Annotated in this window: 11 protein-coding genes and 1 pseudogene; 9 read left to right on the top strand and 3 right to left on the bottom strand. The window is 32.1% G+C overall.

Features of this window, described 5'->3' with window-relative positions; genetic code table 11:
• The first annotated feature begins 50 nt into the window (after positions 1-50).
• From parE to mprF, 6 genes are all read left to right on the top strand, one after another.
• A complete protein-coding gene (gene parE / locus SBL16_RS05335) occupies positions 51-2,051 on the top strand; it encodes a DNA topoisomerase IV subunit B (protein WP_107612238.1) in 2,001 nt (666 codons plus the stop codon).
• Complete coding sequence (parC, locus tag SBL16_RS05330) at positions 2,048-4,447, top strand: DNA topoisomerase IV subunit A (protein WP_107612237.1); 2,400 nt, start codon at positions 2,048-2,050, stop codon at positions 4,445-4,447. Before parE ends, parC begins: the two co-directional genes overlap by 4 nt.
• Before the next feature lie 216 nt (positions 4,448-4,663).
• On the top strand, positions 4,664-6,121 hold the full coding sequence (locus SBL16_RS05325; protein WP_107614265.1) for an alanine/glycine:cation symporter family protein: 1,458 nt from the start codon (positions 4,664-4,666) through the stop codon (positions 6,119-6,121).
• Positions 6,122-6,282: 161 nt separating this feature from the next.
• Positions 6,283-7,137, top strand: coding sequence for a glucose PTS transporter transcription antiterminator GlcT (glcT, locus tag SBL16_RS05320; protein ID WP_053017916.1), 855 nt, complete (start codon positions 6,283-6,285; stop codon positions 7,135-7,137).
• Between the two features lie 77 nt (positions 7,138-7,214).
• Entirely contained in the window at positions 7,215-8,444 is a 1,230-nt protein-coding gene (locus SBL16_RS05315) for an AI-2E family transporter (RefSeq protein WP_037537130.1), read from the top strand.
• Positions 8,445-8,685: 241 nt separating this feature from the next.
• Complete coding sequence (gene mprF / locus SBL16_RS05310; RefSeq protein ID WP_107638452.1) at positions 8,686-11,208, top strand: bifunctional lysylphosphatidylglycerol flippase/synthetase MprF; 2,523 nt, start codon at positions 8,686-8,688, stop codon at positions 11,206-11,208.
• A 71-nt stretch (positions 11,209-11,279) separates the two neighbouring features.
• Here mprF and msrA read toward each other — a convergent pair whose 3' ends face one another.
• Positions 11,280-11,786 (bottom strand): peptide-methionine (S)-S-oxide reductase MsrA, encoded by a 507-nt coding sequence (gene msrA / locus SBL16_RS05305; RefSeq protein ID WP_011275839.1) that lies wholly within the window; start codon positions 11,784-11,786, stop codon positions 11,280-11,282.
• A 146-nt stretch (positions 11,787-11,932) separates the two neighbouring features.
• On the opposite strand from msrA, the gene SBL16_RS05300 reads away from it, so the two are divergent.
• Entirely contained in the window at positions 11,933-12,910 is a 978-nt protein-coding gene (locus SBL16_RS05300) for an LCP family protein (RefSeq protein ID WP_107612234.1), read from the top strand.
• Between the two features lie 88 nt (positions 12,911-12,998).
• Here SBL16_RS05300 and SBL16_RS05295 read toward each other — a convergent pair.
• Positions 12,999-13,188 (bottom strand): annotated as a pseudogene (locus SBL16_RS05295) (2-hydroxymuconate tautomerase).
• Between the two features lie 152 nt (positions 13,189-13,340).
• Between SBL16_RS05295 and SBL16_RS05290 the strand changes: the two are divergent.
• Positions 13,341-14,603 carry a Y-family DNA polymerase gene (locus SBL16_RS05290; RefSeq protein WP_037537127.1) on the top strand — a complete coding sequence of 421 codons (1,263 nt, stop codon included), beginning with the start codon at positions 13,341-13,343 and terminating at the stop codon, positions 14,601-14,603.
• 73 nt (positions 14,604-14,676) lie between these two features.
• On the opposite strand, the gene SBL16_RS05285 is transcribed toward SBL16_RS05290, so the two are convergent.
• Positions 14,677-15,768 carry a prephenate dehydrogenase gene (locus SBL16_RS05285; protein WP_107612233.1) on the bottom strand — a complete coding sequence of 364 codons (1,092 nt, stop codon included), beginning with the start codon at positions 15,766-15,768 and terminating at the stop codon, positions 14,677-14,679.
• Positions 15,769-15,916: 148 nt separating this feature from the next.
• Between SBL16_RS05285 and SBL16_RS05280 the strand changes: the two genes are divergently transcribed.
• A complete protein-coding gene (locus SBL16_RS05280; RefSeq protein ID WP_107612232.1) occupies positions 15,917-16,954 on the top strand; it encodes a M42 family metallopeptidase in 1,038 nt (345 codons plus the stop codon).
• Positions 16,955-17,301 lie beyond the last annotated feature (347 nt).

Below are 17,301 nucleotides of genomic sequence, written 5' to 3'. Positions count from 1 at the left end.
ACTATTGTATAGTTTTTAAAACGAACGTACGTTTGTAGGAGGCGAACGCATTGGCAACAAAAAATTCAAATCATTACTCAGATGATTCTATTCAAGTATTAGAGGGATTGGAAGCTGTAAGAAAGCGTCCAGGTATGTATATAGGATCTACTGATAAACGAGGACTACATCATTTAGTGTATGAAGTAGTAGATAACTCCGTAGATGAAATTTTAAACGGATATGGTAATGAAATAAATGTAACAATAAATCAAGATAATAGTATTTCTATTGAAGATAATGGTCGTGGTATGCCTTCAGGTATGCATGCATCGGGTAAACCTACTGTAGAAGTTATTTTCACGGTATTGCACGCCGGTGGTAAATTCGGCCAAGGCGGATATAAAACATCAGGTGGATTGCATGGGGTTGGTGCATCTGTAGTTAACGCATTAAGCGAATGGTTAGAAGTAGAAATACATAGAGACGGGAATATTTACAAGCAAAGCTTTAAAAATGGTGGAGTGCCAGCATCTGGATTAGTTAAATCAGGTAAAACAAAAAAAACAGGAACTAAAGTTACATTTAAACCAGATCCCGAAATATTTAAAGCTACAACTACATTTAATTTTGAAACCTTAAGTGAGAGGTTACAAGAATCTGCCTTCCTATTAAAGAATCTTAAAATAACATTGAAAGATTTACGTAATGGCAAAGAACGTGAAGATGTTTATCATTACGAAGAGGGGATTAAAGAGTTTGTTAGTTATGTAAATGAAGGCAAAGAGGTTCTTCACGACGTAACTATGTTTACAGGTGCTTCAAATGGTATAGAAGTAGATGTCGCTTTTCAATATAATGATCAATATTCAGAAAGTATATTAAGCTTCGTAAATAACGTGCGTACCAAAGACGGCGGAACACATGAAGTAGGATTTAAAACTGCAATGACACGTGTGTTCAACGATTACGCAAGAAGAATCAATGAATTGAAAGAAAAAGACAAAAATTTAGACGGTAATGATATTCGTGAAGGTTTAACTGCAGTTATATCAGTTCGCATACCTGAAGAATTGTTACAATTTGAAGGGCAAACTAAATCTAAATTGGGTACTTCAGAAGCTCGTAGTGCTGTTGATTCAGTAGTTTCTGATAAATTGCCATATTATTTAGAAGAAAAAGGTCAACTTTCTAAATCTCTAGTGAAGAAAGCAATTAAAGCACAACAAGCTAGGGAAGCTGCGCGTAAAGCACGTGAAGATGCACGTTCAGGTAAGAAGAATAAACGTAAAGACACTTTATTATCAGGAAAGTTAACACCTGCTCAAAGTAAAAATACTGAGAAAAATGAATTATATCTAGTCGAAGGTGACTCAGCAGGCGGTTCAGCTAAACTTGGAAGAGATAGAAAATTCCAAGCGATTTTACCTTTAAGAGGTAAAGTTATTAATACTGAAAAAGCAAGACTTGAAGATATTTTTAAAAATGAAGAAATTAATACTATCATTCATACAATTGGTGCTGGTGTTGGAAACGACTTTAAAATAGAAGACAGTAATTATAATAGAATTATTATCATGACTGATGCCGACACAGATGGTGCGCATATTCAAGTATTATTATTAACCTTCTTCTTTAAGTACATGAAACCGCTTGTACAAGCTGGAAGAGTATTTATCGCATTACCGCCATTATATAAACTGGAAAAAGGAAAAGGTAAATCTAAGCAAGTTGAATATGCATGGACTGATGATGAACTTGAAAAACTTCAGAAGAAATTAGGAAAAGGATTTATGTTGCAACGTTATAAAGGTCTAGGTGAAATGAACCCTGAACAGTTATGGGAAACAACTATGAATCCTGAAACTAGAACATTAATTCGTGTTCAAATTGAAGATGAAATGCGTTCGTCTAAACGAGTTACAACTTTAATGGGTGATAAAGTTGCGCCACGTCGTGAATGGATTGAAAGTCACGTTGAATTTGGCATGCAAGAAGATCAGAGTATATTAGATAATACTGAAGTACAAGTACTAGAAACTGAAGAATATACTGAGGAGGAAACAAATTGAGTGAGATAATTCAAGATTTATCACTTGAAGATGTGATAGGCGATCGTTTTGGAAGATATAGTAAATATATTATTCAAGAACGTGCATTACCGGATGTTCGTGATGGCTTGAAGCCAGTACAACGAAGAATTCTTTTCGCAATGCATAGTAGTGGGAATACGTATGATAAGAATTTCCGTAAGAGTGCGAAGACAGTCGGTGACGTTATTGGTCAATATCATCCTCATGGCGACTCATCAGTATATGATGCAATGGTACGCTTAAGTCAAGATTGGAAATTACGTCATGTTTTAATTGAAATGCATGGTAATAACGGTAGTATCGATAATGATCCTCCTGCAGCCATGCGTTATACTGAAGCGAAGTTAAGCCAATTATCGGAAGAACTTGTCAGAGATATTAACAAGGAAACTGTTGCATTTGTTCCAAACTATGATGATACAACTTTAGAACCAATGGTTTTACCAGCAAGATTTCCTAATTTATTAGTTAATGGTTCAACAGGGATTTCTTCAGGTTATGCGACTGACATCCCACCGCATAATTTAGCAGAGGTAATTCAAGCAACATTGAAATATATCGATAATCCTGATATTACTGTCACTCAACTAATGAAATATATAAAAGGTCCAGATTTCCCTACTGGCGGTATTATTCAAGGTGTGGATGGCATTAAGAAAGCTTATGAGACTGGTAAAGGTAAAATTGTTGTACGTTCTAAAGTGGATGAAGAAACCCTTCGTAATGGTCGTCAACAACTTATCGTTACTGAGATTCCTTACGAAGTGAATAAAAGTTCACTAGTCAAAAGAATCGATGAGTTAAGAGCAGATAAAAAAGTAGATGGTATTATCGAAGTCCGTGATGAAACTGATCGCACTGGATTACGAATAGCAATCGAACTGAAAAAGGATGTAAATGCAGAAGCTATAAAAAACTATTTATTCAAAAACTCTGATTTACAAATTGCTTATAACTTTAATATGGTTGCAATTAGTGACGGTCGTCCAAAACTAATGGGTATTCGCCAAATTATTGATAGTTACTTAAATCATCAAATTGAAGTTGTGGCAAATCGTACGAAATATGATTTAGATCACGCTGAAAAACGCATGCATATTGTGGAAGGTTTAATGAAAGCACTATCAATATTGGATGAGGTTATCACGTTAATTCGTAACTCTAAAAATAAAAAAGATGCTAAAGACAATTTAGTTGCTGAATTTGAATTTACGGAAGCTCAAGCAGAGGCTATTGTTATGCTTCAACTTTATCGTTTAACTAATACAGATATCGTTGCATTGGAAAATGAACATAATGAGTTAGCTAATTTGATTAAAGAATATCGTCATATACTTGATAATCATGATGCATTGTTACAAGTAATTAAAAGTGAATTGACTGATATTAGAAAAAGATTTAAATCTGAACGTTTATCATCAATTGAAGCGGAAATCGCAGAAATTAAAATTGATAAAGAAGTTATGGTTCCAAGTGAAGATGTTGTTTTAAGTATTACACGTCAAGGATATATTAAACGGACATCTACACGTAGTTTCAATGCCAGTGGTGTAACTGAAATAGGGCTTAAAGATGGAGACAGTTTACTCAAATATCAAACAGTTAACACGCAAGATACGGTACTTGTTTTTACAAATAAAGGAAGGTATTTATTCATTCCGGTTCATAAATTAGCAGATATCAGATGGAAAGAACTTGGACAGCATGTATCTCAAATTGTTCCCCTAGATGATTATGAAACTGTAGTTGATGTTTACAATGAACAAAGTTTTAAAGATAACGCATTTTATGTACTAGCGACTCGAAATGGAATGATTAAAAAAAGTAACGTTAGCTTATTTAAAACGACTCGTTACAATAAACCATTAGTTGCTATGAAAGTTAAAGATAATGATGAATTAATAAATGTCATTCGATTAAATGAAGATCAACTCATCAATGTATTAACACATAAAGGTATGTCATTAACATATTCAAGTGAAGAACTATCTGATACGGGATTACGAGCAGCTGGGGTGAAATCTATCAACTTAAAAGATGAAGATTTTGTCGTTATGACGGATGTTGTAGATAGTGATAGCTCAATTATAATGGCTACTCAAAGAGGTGCTGTAAAACGAATTAGCTATAAGATTTTACAACAAGCTAAAAGAGCACAAAGAGGTATTACATTACTTAAAGAGTTGAAGAAAAATCCGCATCGTGTTGTTGCAGGTTATGTTGTTAAAGATGAAAGTATGTATACTCTATATTCTGAAAGTCACTCTGAAGAAGGACAAATCACTGATATTCATTTATCTGAACAATACACAAATGGGTCATTTGTTGTTGATGTTAAAGAGTTTGGAGACGTCTTAGATATGACAATCGACTAATGGATTATAAAAATTATATTTTCAATTTTAAAAGAAAATGATAAAATTGAACTTGTTATTTTAACCAATTTTAATCTTTCAAGAGATTTATATTGATGTTGTATAACACTCAAACGTAATATGTACTAGTATTATTTTATTGGGTTTATTCAATACAGTATAAATCTCTTGTAGTATATCTTAGGATATTAATTTATTGTAGATGAGAGGGATTTAATGAGTGATTTTGATAATTTAATACCTGGGTGGTTTAAAACAATTGTTCAGGTAGGTAATGATTTAATTTGGTCGCAATATTTAATTGGATTGCTATTAACTGTAGGGTTCTTCTTTACTATTAGTTCTAAATTCGTGCAATTACGTATGTTGCCGGAAATGTTTAGAGCTTTAACTGAAAAACCTGAAACATTGAATAGTGGTGAAAAAGGTATATCGCCATTCCAAGCATTTGCAATTAGTGCTGGTTCCCGTGTTGGTACTGGTAATATTGCAGGTGTAGCTACGGCAATTGTACTAGGTGGTCCTGGCGCAGTATTTTGGATGTGGGTAATTGCTTTTATCGGTGCTGCAAGTGCATTTATGGAGGCAACTTTAGCTCAAATTTATAAAGTTCATGACAAAGAAGGTGGATTCCGAGGGGGTCCCGCATATTACATAACTAAAGGTTTGAACCAAAAATGGTTAGGTATCTTATTCTCAATATTAATTACAATAACATTTGCGTTTGTATTTAATACTGTTCAATCTAATACGATTGCAGAATCATTAAACACACAGTACAACGTAAGTCCAGTTGTAACAGGAATTATTTTAGCTGTTATTACTGCAGCAATTATCTTTGGTGGTGTCCGCAGTATCGCGACATTATCTTCATTGATTGTTCCAATCATGGCTATTATTTATATCGGTATGGTTTTAGTTATCTTATTATTAAATATCGATCAAATTGTTCCGATGATTGGCACAATCATTAAGAGTGCATTTGGTTTCGAGCAAGTTACAGGAGGCGCTGTAGGTGCAGCGATTCTTCAAGGTATTAAACGTGGTCTATTCTCTAACGAGGCTGGTATGGGTTCTGCGCCAAACGCAGCAGCAACAGCGGCAGTGCCACATCCAGTTAAACAAGGTTTAATTCAATCACTAGGTGTATTTTTCGATACAATGTTAGTTTGTACAGCCACAGCGATTATGATTCTTTTATATTCAGGATTAAAATTTGGAGAAAATGCACCTCAAGGTGTTCAAGTTACACAATCAGCATTAAATGAACATTTAGGTTCAGCTGGAGGTATCTTCTTAACAATCGCAATTACGCTATTTGCATTTTCTTCTGTTGTTGGTAACTATTATTATGGTCAATCTAACATAGAGTTCTTATCTAAAAACAAAGTAGTTATGTTTGTTTTTAGATGTTTAGTTGTCTTATTAGTATTTGTTGGATCAGTAGTAAAAACTGAAACTGTTTGGAGTACTGCCGATTTATTCATGGGATTAATGGCAATTGTTAACTTGATTTCTATAATTGGTCTTTCAAATATAGCGATAGCTGTAATGAAAGATTACCAAAGACAACGTAAAGCTGGTATGAAACCTGTGTTTAAACCAGAGAATCTTGAAATTAACTTATTTGGTATTGAAACTTGGGGTAGAGAAAATCAACTACCTAAAAAATAATCGCTTAATTGATTGATTAAAATAAAATTTATTCATACTCCTTTCAATGTGTTGAAACTTTCATTCAAAACGTTGAAAGGAGTTTTTACATTAAGTTAGAAATCTTTTCATTTTTAATAAATAGATTTATAATTCATATATTACAGAGAAAGGTGATTATGATGAGTGAGTATACCATTTCTAAAGCTTTAAACAATAACGTCATCATATGCACTTATAATAATCAAGAGGTCATACTCATTGGAAAAGGTATTGGCTTTAATAAAAAGGCTGGAATGACTTTAGATGAAAGTGCTTCAATAGAAAAGGTTTATAAATTAGAGCAAAAACAACAACAAGAATATTACAAATCTTTAGTTGAAATTGCCGATGAAGATGTTCTACAAGCGATTATTGAAGCAGTCAATTTTATTACAAGTACAACTCATACTACAGATGATAAAAACCTTGTTGTTGCATTGACTGATCATATTATATTTGCATATAAAAGATTAAAACAAAATCAAATTATTAGTAATCCATTTGCTATCGAAACCAAACATTTATATAGTGGTGCGTACGCTATTGCAAGTCAAGTTATTGATAAATTAAATCAACGACTAGATGTTAAGTTCCCACCTGATGAAATTGGATTTATTGCATTACACATTGCTTCAAACACAGAGGATTTAACGATACATGAGATGTCTTTGATCAATAAATTGATTAGTAAAAGTATACTTATTATTGAAAATGATTTAAATCATGAAATCGATAATCATACGGTTCAATATCAACGTTTTATAAGACATATTCAATTTTTAATTCGACGACTTAATAAAAAAGAATATATATATGCTCAAGATGTTTTTATAGATATGGTTAAAAATCATTACCCAAATGCATATAATACTGCTTTTAAAATTTCAAAAATGATTCAAAAGCACTTGAATATTCCTATCGATGATTCCGAAATTGTGTATCTTGCTTTACATATTTATCATTTTGAAAATCAAATAAGTTCATCGCATAACTAAGGAACACTTAATTATTTTTTGTGTTATGATGTAAAATAGCTTTAGTTTTAATAGTAAGTTAAGGTATGGTGAAAAACATGGCAATTGAAAATAAGCAAGTTGAAGAAAAAAACGCAAAAAAATTTAGTTTTACAGAAACGCGTTTTATGAAATTCTTAGGCGGTAAAGATTTATTATTTGCTTTGCTTTCATTAGTGCTCATAGGTATTGTAATATTTATATTTGATAAAGTTTCTTATGTTTTTGAACCATTTATCATCATATTTAATACAATTGTAGCACCAATTATTTTATCGCTTATTTTATTCTATCTTATTAATCCAGTGATTAATTTGATGGAGAGATATAATATTCCAAGATTACTAGGAATCATTATTGTATTTTTAGCTATTGTTGGTGGAGCGACATTAATTATTAATTTATTAATTCCGCTTATTGGAGATCAAATCACACGTTTAGCTAACAACTTCCCTAAATATGTAGATAAATTTAATAACGCAATAGATCAAGTCACACATTTTTCTTTCTTATCATCATTTTATACTCAAATACAAGATTGGTTAGACTCAGTTTCCAATAAGATACCTTCTATGGTTTCGAGTTATTTTGATGGATTTGGAACTAAAATTAGAAGTTTTGCAGAAGCTATTGTTAATGTAGGTGTAGTTCTTGTCACAACACCTTTTGTATTATTCTTCATGTTAAAAGATGGTCACAAATTTAAAGAGTATTCAACGAAGATTATGCCACCTAAATTTAGAAAAGATTACCATGATTTAATGGAAAAAATGAGTGTACAAGTTGGATCATATATCCAAGGTCAAATTATTGTTTCATTTTGTATTGGTATCTTACTCTTTATAGGCTATTCAATTATTGGTCTTGATTACGGTCTTGTACTTGCTTGTATAGCTGCTGTTACTAGTGTTGTACCTTATCTAGGACCAACGATCGCTATTTCACCAGCCATCATTATAGCGATTATTACATCGCCATTCATGTTATTGAAATTAATTGTAGTATGGACGCTTGTTCAATTTATTGAGGGACATTTCATTTCACCTAATGTTATGGGTAAAACATTGAAAATTCATCCTTTAACGATTATTTTCATCTTATTGAGTGCTGGTAATTTATTAGGTATTGTTGGTGTTATTTTAGGTATACCTGGTTATGCAATACTTAAAGTATTAGTCTCACACCTATTCTTATTATTTAAACGTCGTTATAACAACTATTATGGTGATGATTCAGGAGAATATGAAATTAAAAAAGAAGAAACTAAAGAATATACTCAAGCTGAATAAACTTTAAACGAGTATTAAGTGTAAAAGCCAGTTTATCTAGCTTTCCCAGTTTTAGTTACCTTAGCGGGAATGAGATAATGAATTCATTTTGGATTCTGTCTCATTCCCGTCCTTTTTTTAAAAGTATTTAATCTTACACACATTACAATACTGTTAGTATGAGTTATACATATTCATATGTTCATTCAAATGAAGGTATGATATATTTTTAAATAATCGTAGGTAAAGGTAGAGGTATGACATGACTGAAGAACTTAAGAATAGATTATTATCAATACTCAAATTTGTTTTTGCTGCAGTTTTATTTATAGCAGTTGTTGCAACGCTATATCATGAATTAGCACACATTAATTTTAAACAAACACTTGAAGCATTTAGCAAAATTAATCGTTGGTATCTAGTTGGCTTATTCATTTGCGGTGGTTCAGCTATGATTTTACTAAGTTTGTATGATCTTATCTTAGTAAAAGGGTTAAAACTGGATATACCGCTTATTAGGGTTTTTAAAATTAGCTATATCATTAATGCACTTAATGCCATTGTTGGCTTTGGTGGATTTATAGGGGCTGGATTTAGAGCATTTATTTATAAAAATTATACAACTGATAGAAAAAAATTAGTTCATGCCATTTCAATCATACTGATTTCTATGTTAACGGGTTTGAGTCTTTTATCAATCCTTGTCGTGTTACATATTTTTGATGCTTCTCATATAATAAATAAAGTAAGTTGGGTTCGATGGATTTTATATGTTGTTGCATTATTTTTACCTTTATTTATTGCCTATACCATGATTAACCCTATTGATCGCAACAATAAATATTTAGGTGTTTATTGCACATTAGTATCAAGTTTTGAGTGGCTTGCAGCTGCGACAGTACTCTATTTATCAACAGTTATTGTAGATATTAACATAGCATTCACGACTGTTATCGGTATATTCATCATTGCTGCTCTTTCTGGATTGGTTAGTTTCATACCAGGTGGCTTCGGTGCTTTCGATTTAGTTGTATTATTAGGTCTTAAGTCTTTAGGTGTTCCTGAAGAAAAAGTATTATTAGCGTTATTATTATATCGTTTCGCTTATTACTTTGTACCAGTTATTATTGCACTTGTTTTATCTACATTTGAGTTTGGATCATCTGCGCGAAAATACTTCGAAGAATCTAAATATTTTGTACCTGCAAGAGATGTAACATCTTTTTTATTCTCTTATCAAAAAGATATTATTGCCAAGATTCCGTCATTTGCCTTAGCTACGTTAGTACTAATAACAAGTTTTGTTTTCTTTATTAATAACATTACAATTGTTTATGATGGTTTATACGACGATCATCATTTCGCATATTATATTATGTTATCTGTGCATACAAGTGCTTGCTTATTATTACTTATCAATGTTAGAGGTGTATTTAAACAAAGCCGACGTGCTATTTTGTTTGTAATGATTTCACTTGTTTTAATATTTAGTGCAACAGTATATACTTATGCATCTTTAATTCTTTTATCATGGATTTTATTAATATTTGTATTACTTGTTCTCGCTTATCGTCGTTCTAAAGTGATGAAACGACCATTCAGATTAAAACGTTTAATTTTTACAATTATTTTAAGTATGCTAGTGTTGTATGTTAATCATTTTATAATTTCAGAAACTTTATATGCACTTGATATTTACCACATTGAAATGGATACTTCTTTATTGAAATATTATTTCTGGTTAACGATTCTTGTAGTAGTCATACTTGTAGGTATCGTCGCATGGTTATTGGGGTCTAGATACACTAGACCACACCAATTAGAAGATTTATCGAGATGTAAATCAATTATTGAAACGTATGGTGGCAATTATTTAAGTCATTTAATCTATAGTGGAGATAAAGATGTCTTTATGCATGAAGCGCAACAAGCTTTTTTAATGTATCGCTACAAAGGTAACGCTCTTGTTGTGTTAGGAGATCCAATCGGTGATACGAAGGCGTTTCAGTCTTTACTTATTGATTTTTATAACTACGGTGAAAAGTTAGGCTATGACATTATATTCTATCAAGTGTCAGATCGCTTTATGCCGCTATATCATAATTTTGGTAATCAGTTTTTCAAACTTGGTGAAGAGGCCATTATAGATTTAACTCAATTTACGACATCAGGAAAGAAACGTCGTGGTTTCCGAGCAACACTTAATAAATTTGATGATTTAAATATTCAATTTGAAATTTTAGAGCCACCTTTTTCGAAAGATCTCATTTTTCAATTAAAACAAGTTAGTGATCAATGGCTAGATGGACGTAATGAAATGCATTTTTCAGTAGGTCAATTTACAGAAGAGTATTTACAACAAGCACCTATTGGAATAATGAATAATGAAGAAGGTAAAGTCATTGCGTTTTGCACTTTAATGCCTACTTATTATAATGAAGCTATTTCAGTAGATTTAATTCGTTGGTTACCTGATTTAGATTTACCTTTAATGGATGGCCTATATCTACATATGTTACTTTGGGGTAAAGATAAAGGCTATAAAGCATTTAACATGGGTATGGCAACTTTATCAAATGTAGGTCAATTAAATTACTCTTACCCTCGAGAGCGTGTAGCTGGGCGTGTATTTGAACACTTCAATGGTCTATATCGCTTTCAAGGACTACGTAAGTACAAAGAAAAATATAGTCCAAATTGGGAACCAAGATTTTTGGTTTATAGAAAAGATAGTTCACTATGGTATAGTATGTTAAAAGTAATGAGGGTTATTCGTCATAAATAATTGTAAAAAAAGCATCCAACAAGTGAATGGGTGATAATCACTTTGAAGGGTGCCTTTAATTATTTAAAACTTTAATTGGATTTATAGTTTGCTCGGTCTTGTTGTTCTTGAGCATATCGCTCAGGGTTCTTTTTGTAAAAATCTTGATGATATTCTTCTGCTTTGTAAAAAGTTGAAGCGGGTAATATTTTAGTCGCTATTGCTTTTTCTGAATGAATTGTTTGCTCGAGTTGGTGAACGTATTGCTCAGCAAGTCTTTTTTGATCCTCATTCGTGTAGAATATAGCTGTTCTATATTGTGAACCTCTATCTTGAAACTGGCCACCATCATCAATGGGATCAATAACCGAGAAAAATACTTCTAATAATTTATTATAAGAAAACAATGCAACATCATATTCAATTTTTACAGTTTCATAATGTCCTGTGGTCCCACTTTTCACATCTTCATAAGTAGGGTTGTGAGTTGAACCACCCATATAGCCAGATGTTACTGTTTCTATACCATCGAATTGATCGAAAGGTTTGGTCATACACCAGAAACACCCACCAGCAAAATATGCTGTATTAATATTCATTTATGCCATCCTTTCATTGGACCTTAGTACCATTTATTTAAAAATTACTTGATTTTTTAAAGCAACTTCTATAATTTAATTATATATAATTATAGTACATAGATATACAATTTTGAAGATTTTTACTAGACGTAAGGTAGGTAAATATGACAGAAGAGAAGGATAAGACAGTATACAGACGACAAGCAGACGCACAGACACCTTCTAAACGACGGAATAAGAAAAAACTACGTAAATTACCTTTTATCATTTTGATTATATTGATATTGCTAATCACAGCTATTATCTATATTGTCCATGGTTATCGTAGTGGTGTTAATTACGCTGAGAAACATGCAAAAGATATCAAAGTACATAAGTTTAATGGACCAGTAAAAAATGACGGTAAGATTTCTGTACTTGTGTTAGGTGCTGACAAAGCTAGCGGTGGCAAGTCGCGTTCAGATTCCATCATGGTAGTTCAATATGATTATATTCATAAGAAAATGAAAATGATGTCAGTGATGCGTGATATTTATGCGGAAATACCTGGATATCAGAATTATAAAATTAATGCAGCCTATTCACTTGGCGGACCTGAACTTCTTAGAAAGACTTTAAATAAGAATTTAGGTATTAATCCTGAATATTATGCAGTCATTGATTTTACGGGCTTTGAAAAGATGATTGATGAATTAGAACCTAATGGCGTTCCTATGGACGTAGAAAAAGATATGTCTGAAAATATTGGCGTATCTTTAAAAAAAGGTCATCATCGTTTAAACGGTAAAGAATTACTTGGATATGCGAGATTTAGACATGATGAGGAAGGAGATTTTGGGCGAGTTAGACGTCAACAACAAGTTATGCAGACGTTGAAAAAAGAGTTAGTTACACCTAGCTCAGTAATAAAATTGCCTAAAGTAGCTGGTATATTAAGGGGCTATATTAATACAAGTATGCCAAATTCAGCTATCTTCCAAACAGGTATTAGTTACGGTATAAGAGGAGATAAGAACGTAGAATCTCTTACGGTTCCAATTAATAATTCGTACCAGAATATTAATACAAATAACGATGGCAGTGCCTTAGAGATTGATAAGGAGAAAAATAAAAAAGCTGTCAAAGAATTTCTAAATAACTAAAACGTAAAAGAGTGCACTCAATTGGGTGCACTCTTTTTTTACGCTTTTAATAAATACCATAATATTATTATGTAAACTAATCAAAGTTTTATTCTGCGTCTGATTTTCTAACTCCTGCAACGCCATAGTGATTTTTTTGCATTTCTTCAATAATCACATGAATTGCCTCTCTGTTAGCTCCAGTAGTTTTTTTCAACTGCATTTGTTACTTCTGTTACTAAATTTTTTAATTGTTCATCTGAGCGTCCTTCTAACAATTTAACATTGATGATTGGCATATTATTTCCTCCTTGAATAAGTAATTTCATCCATAGTATAGCATGTTTTAGGACAGTACTCCAAAAGAAATTTGAGAACATTAGTTCTTATTTTTATTGAAATAGAACAAGTGTTCGTATATAATAAAAATGAATAAGGGAGGTATCTTGGCATGTATGATTATAATTTATTGGAAGAAAGAGACATATTATGTATCGATCAAAAGAGTTTTTTTGCTAGTGTGTCATGTATCCAAAAGGGATTGGATCCTCTAGAAACAAAGTTAGCAGTAGTTGCAGACACTAAAAGACAAGGATCGGTTGTTTTAGCAGCCACACCTAAATTAAAAGAAATTGGTATCAAAACAGGGTCAAGATTATTCGAGATTCCGCATCGTAATGATATTTATATTATCAATCCTAGCATGAGAAAATATTTAGAAGTTTCAATAGCAATTTCTAAAATTGCGCTTAAATATGTACCGGGAGAAGATTTACATCAATACAGTATAGATGAATTCTTTTTAGATGTGACTGATAGCTATCATCGATTTAACTCTACTGTACAATCATTTGCAGAAAGATTACAAAAGGAAATAGAAGATAAAACAGGGATATACTGCACTATTGGTATAGGGTCAAACATGTTATTAAGTAAGGTCGCGATGGATATTGAAGCAAAACATACATCCAATGGTATTACAGAATGGAGATATCATGATGTCCCACAAAAGATGTGGAAAATTACGCCATTACGTGATTTTTGGGGCATTAACAAGAAAACAGAAGCAAAGCTCAATAAGAAAGGGATTGTAACTGTTGGAGATCTAGCTCAATATCCATACAGATTTCTTAAAAGAGATTTTGGTGTATTAGGGATAGATATGCATTTACATGCTAATGGTATTGATCAAAGTAAATTGAGAGAAAAATATAATGTTACTAATCCATCCATATGTAAAAGCCAAATACTGATGAGAGATTATCGGTTTGAGGAGTCGAAAATTGTAATGCAAGAATTAATTGAAGACGTTGCTAGTAGAATAAGAGCACGTAAACAACTGGCAAGAACAATTCACTTTTCATTTGGTTATACAGAAGGCGGTGGTGTTCATAAGCAATATACACTAACAGATGCGACAAACTTAGAACGAGACATCTATAAAGTAGTCAATTATTATGCGAATCAATTGTGTGATAAGAATGCACTGTATCGAACATTGAGCGTATCATTGACCCAACTTATTAATGAGGAAGACCGCCAGCTTAACTTATTTATAGACGAATATGAAAGAAGAAGAGATGAAAAGCTAGCTAAAACCATTGATTACTTACAAAACAAATATGGTAAGGGAATCGTATCTAAAGCGATATCTTACACTGATGCTGGAACAAAGCATGGTCGCTTGGGCTTAATGGCAGGGCATAAAATGTAAAATATATCCTCCTATCAATGAAATGAGCATTTAAAAGAAATCGAGCGCACTTCATTGTATTAGGAGGACATTATTATAGAATGTATGTTTCAAAATCACTGAGCGCCTTAATACCTCGTTCACGATCTTCAGGAGTTTTAAAGCTAATTTGCAAAGCACCTAAAATATCTTCACGAATTTCAAGAATTTTTAAGTTACTTATAGAAATATTATGTAAACTCAAAATAGAAGTTACTTGGCTAATCATACCTGATTTATCTGGAATATCTACATAGAGATCATACGCAATACTTAGTGCACCTTGTTGTTTAACGGGCAGATGATCCCTAAACTTTTTAGCACTTGAAAAGAAATTATGGACTTCGTTAGTATCATTTAAACGAATATGGGATGAAATTGAATCTAACTGTTGTTGCAACATTTCTAATAGGTGTAATATATTTTCTTGATTGCTAAAAGTAATATCTCTCCACATATCTGCGTTACTACTAGCTATACGTGTGACATCTCTAAAGCCACCAGCTGCTAATTGTGTTACTAGAGTATGATTCTTTGAGTTTGTTTCACTCAAATGAACTAAGCTTGAAGCGATGATATGTGGAATATGACTCACAACTCCAGTAACATAATCGTGCTCTTGTGCCGATGTTGTTATAAATTTTGCAGATGTAGTTGATAACAATGTTTGTAGCTTTTTAGCCGATTCAGCATTACGTGCATCATCATAAACGAGAATGTAATAAGCATTTTCGAATAAATGCTTTTTTGAATTAAGAACACCAGATTTATGACTTCCAGCCATAGGATGGCCACCTACAAGATGAATGTTGTTGTTTAAGAGAAACTTTTCATAGCTTTGAATATTAGATTTAGTGCTACCAGTATCAGTTACAATTAAATGAGATTGTGTTTGATAATTAGGTAATTCTTTTAAGTATAATTCAGTTTGTTGTACTGGGGTAGCGTAAATGATGATATCTGCATTTTTTACGCCTTCACTATAGTCTTCAATTTTTTTATCAATTATTCCTATTGATAATGCTTTTTCAAGTTGATCTTTATCAGCGTCGAATGCTGATATTGTTAGATTAGGTTGATAATATTTTAAATTACTTGCTAAACTGCCACCAATCAAACCGAGTCCTATAAATAAAATATTTTTCATGATGAATCACCTTATTTCAAAATTTTCAGAATATGTACATTGTAAGGTAGAGTGTGCAGATAAACAATAGTAAAATGAATTAATAGTGATAGTTCTATAAATACGATAAAATGTTATCAATAATTATTTTAAAAAAGGGGAGATAATGATGACGCAAAAAGTATTGAAAACAATAAAAGAACTTACAGAAATTAATAGCCCATCTGGTAATGCTACGGAAGCAATTAATTATGTTAAGAACAAGGTTGAAGCGTTAGGTTATGATACTAAGACAACAAATAAAGGTGCCTTAATTATCGAAGTACAAGGTGAAAATGATGAACAACAAAGATGCATTACTGCCCATGTAGATACACTAGGCGCGATGGTCAAAGAAATTAAAGAAGATGGTCGATTATCTATTAGTTTAATAGGTGGATTTACATATAACGCGATTGAAGGAGAGTATTGTGAGATACAAACTGATTCAGGACAAGTATATACAGGAACGATTTGTTTGCATGAAACAAGTGTCCATGTTTACAGAAATAATCATGAAATACCTAGAGATGGCGAACATATGGAAATTCGTATCGATGAAAAAACAACGTCTGATCAAGAGACAAGAGATTTAGGGATTGAAGTGGGAGATTTTGTAAGTTTTGATCCCAGAACTGAAATTACATCATCAGGATTTATTAAATCAAGACACTTAGATGATAAAGCAAGTGTAGCAATGATACTAGAACTGCTTGAGAAACTTAAACAAGAAGAAACGCAATTACCACATACGACTCAGTTTTATATTTCTAATAACGAAGAAATAGGATATGGTGCAAATGCATCAATATCGGATAAGATAGTAGAGTTTATTGCATTTGATATGGGAGCGCTAGGCGATGGTCAAACCTCAGATGAATATACTGTATCGATTTGTGCTAAAGATGGATCAGGTCCTTATCATAGAGAATTAAAATCACATTTAATAAATTTATGTAAAATTAATGACATACCTTATAAAGTTGATATTTATCCTTATTATAGCTCTGATGCATCAGCAGCACTAAAAGCAGGTGCAGACATTCGTCATGGTTTATTTGGTGCTGGTATTGAATCATCTCACGCGCTTGAAAGAACTCATATTGAGTCTATTAATGCAACTCAAAATCTTTTATACGCATATTGTTTATCGCCAATAAATTTATAATTGATTGTTGACAAATAAAATAGAGTTTTGTATTATACTGAATTATAAGAAATATCAAACAATTCTATGAATGAAGTAGATAATATGATTTGTAGCAAATAGAAAGCCAATGGGTGATGTAAATTGGCACAACATATTAATCGAATTGGGTCTAGAATTTTAAATTTTAATAAAGTATGAGTGAACAAAGTATTGTTAACTAAGGTGGCACCACGGTAACGCGTCCTTATAGAGTAAAGCGCGTATGCTGTGGTGTTTTTATGTACAATTAAATAGGCATAATTGAAGTAGTGGTGAGTAAGGTAGTGACAGAAAGTTGATGGTAGATGCAAATCAACACCCCTTAT

The sequence above is a fragment of the Staphylococcus sp. NWU MK-U1 genome (assembly GCF_033283505.1).
Lineage (GTDB): Bacteria > Bacillota > Bacilli > Staphylococcales > Staphylococcaceae > Staphylococcus > Staphylococcus haemolyticus.
The sequence above is the reverse complement of the archived record's forward strand: the minus strand, read 5'-3'. Positions and strand labels throughout refer to the sequence as shown.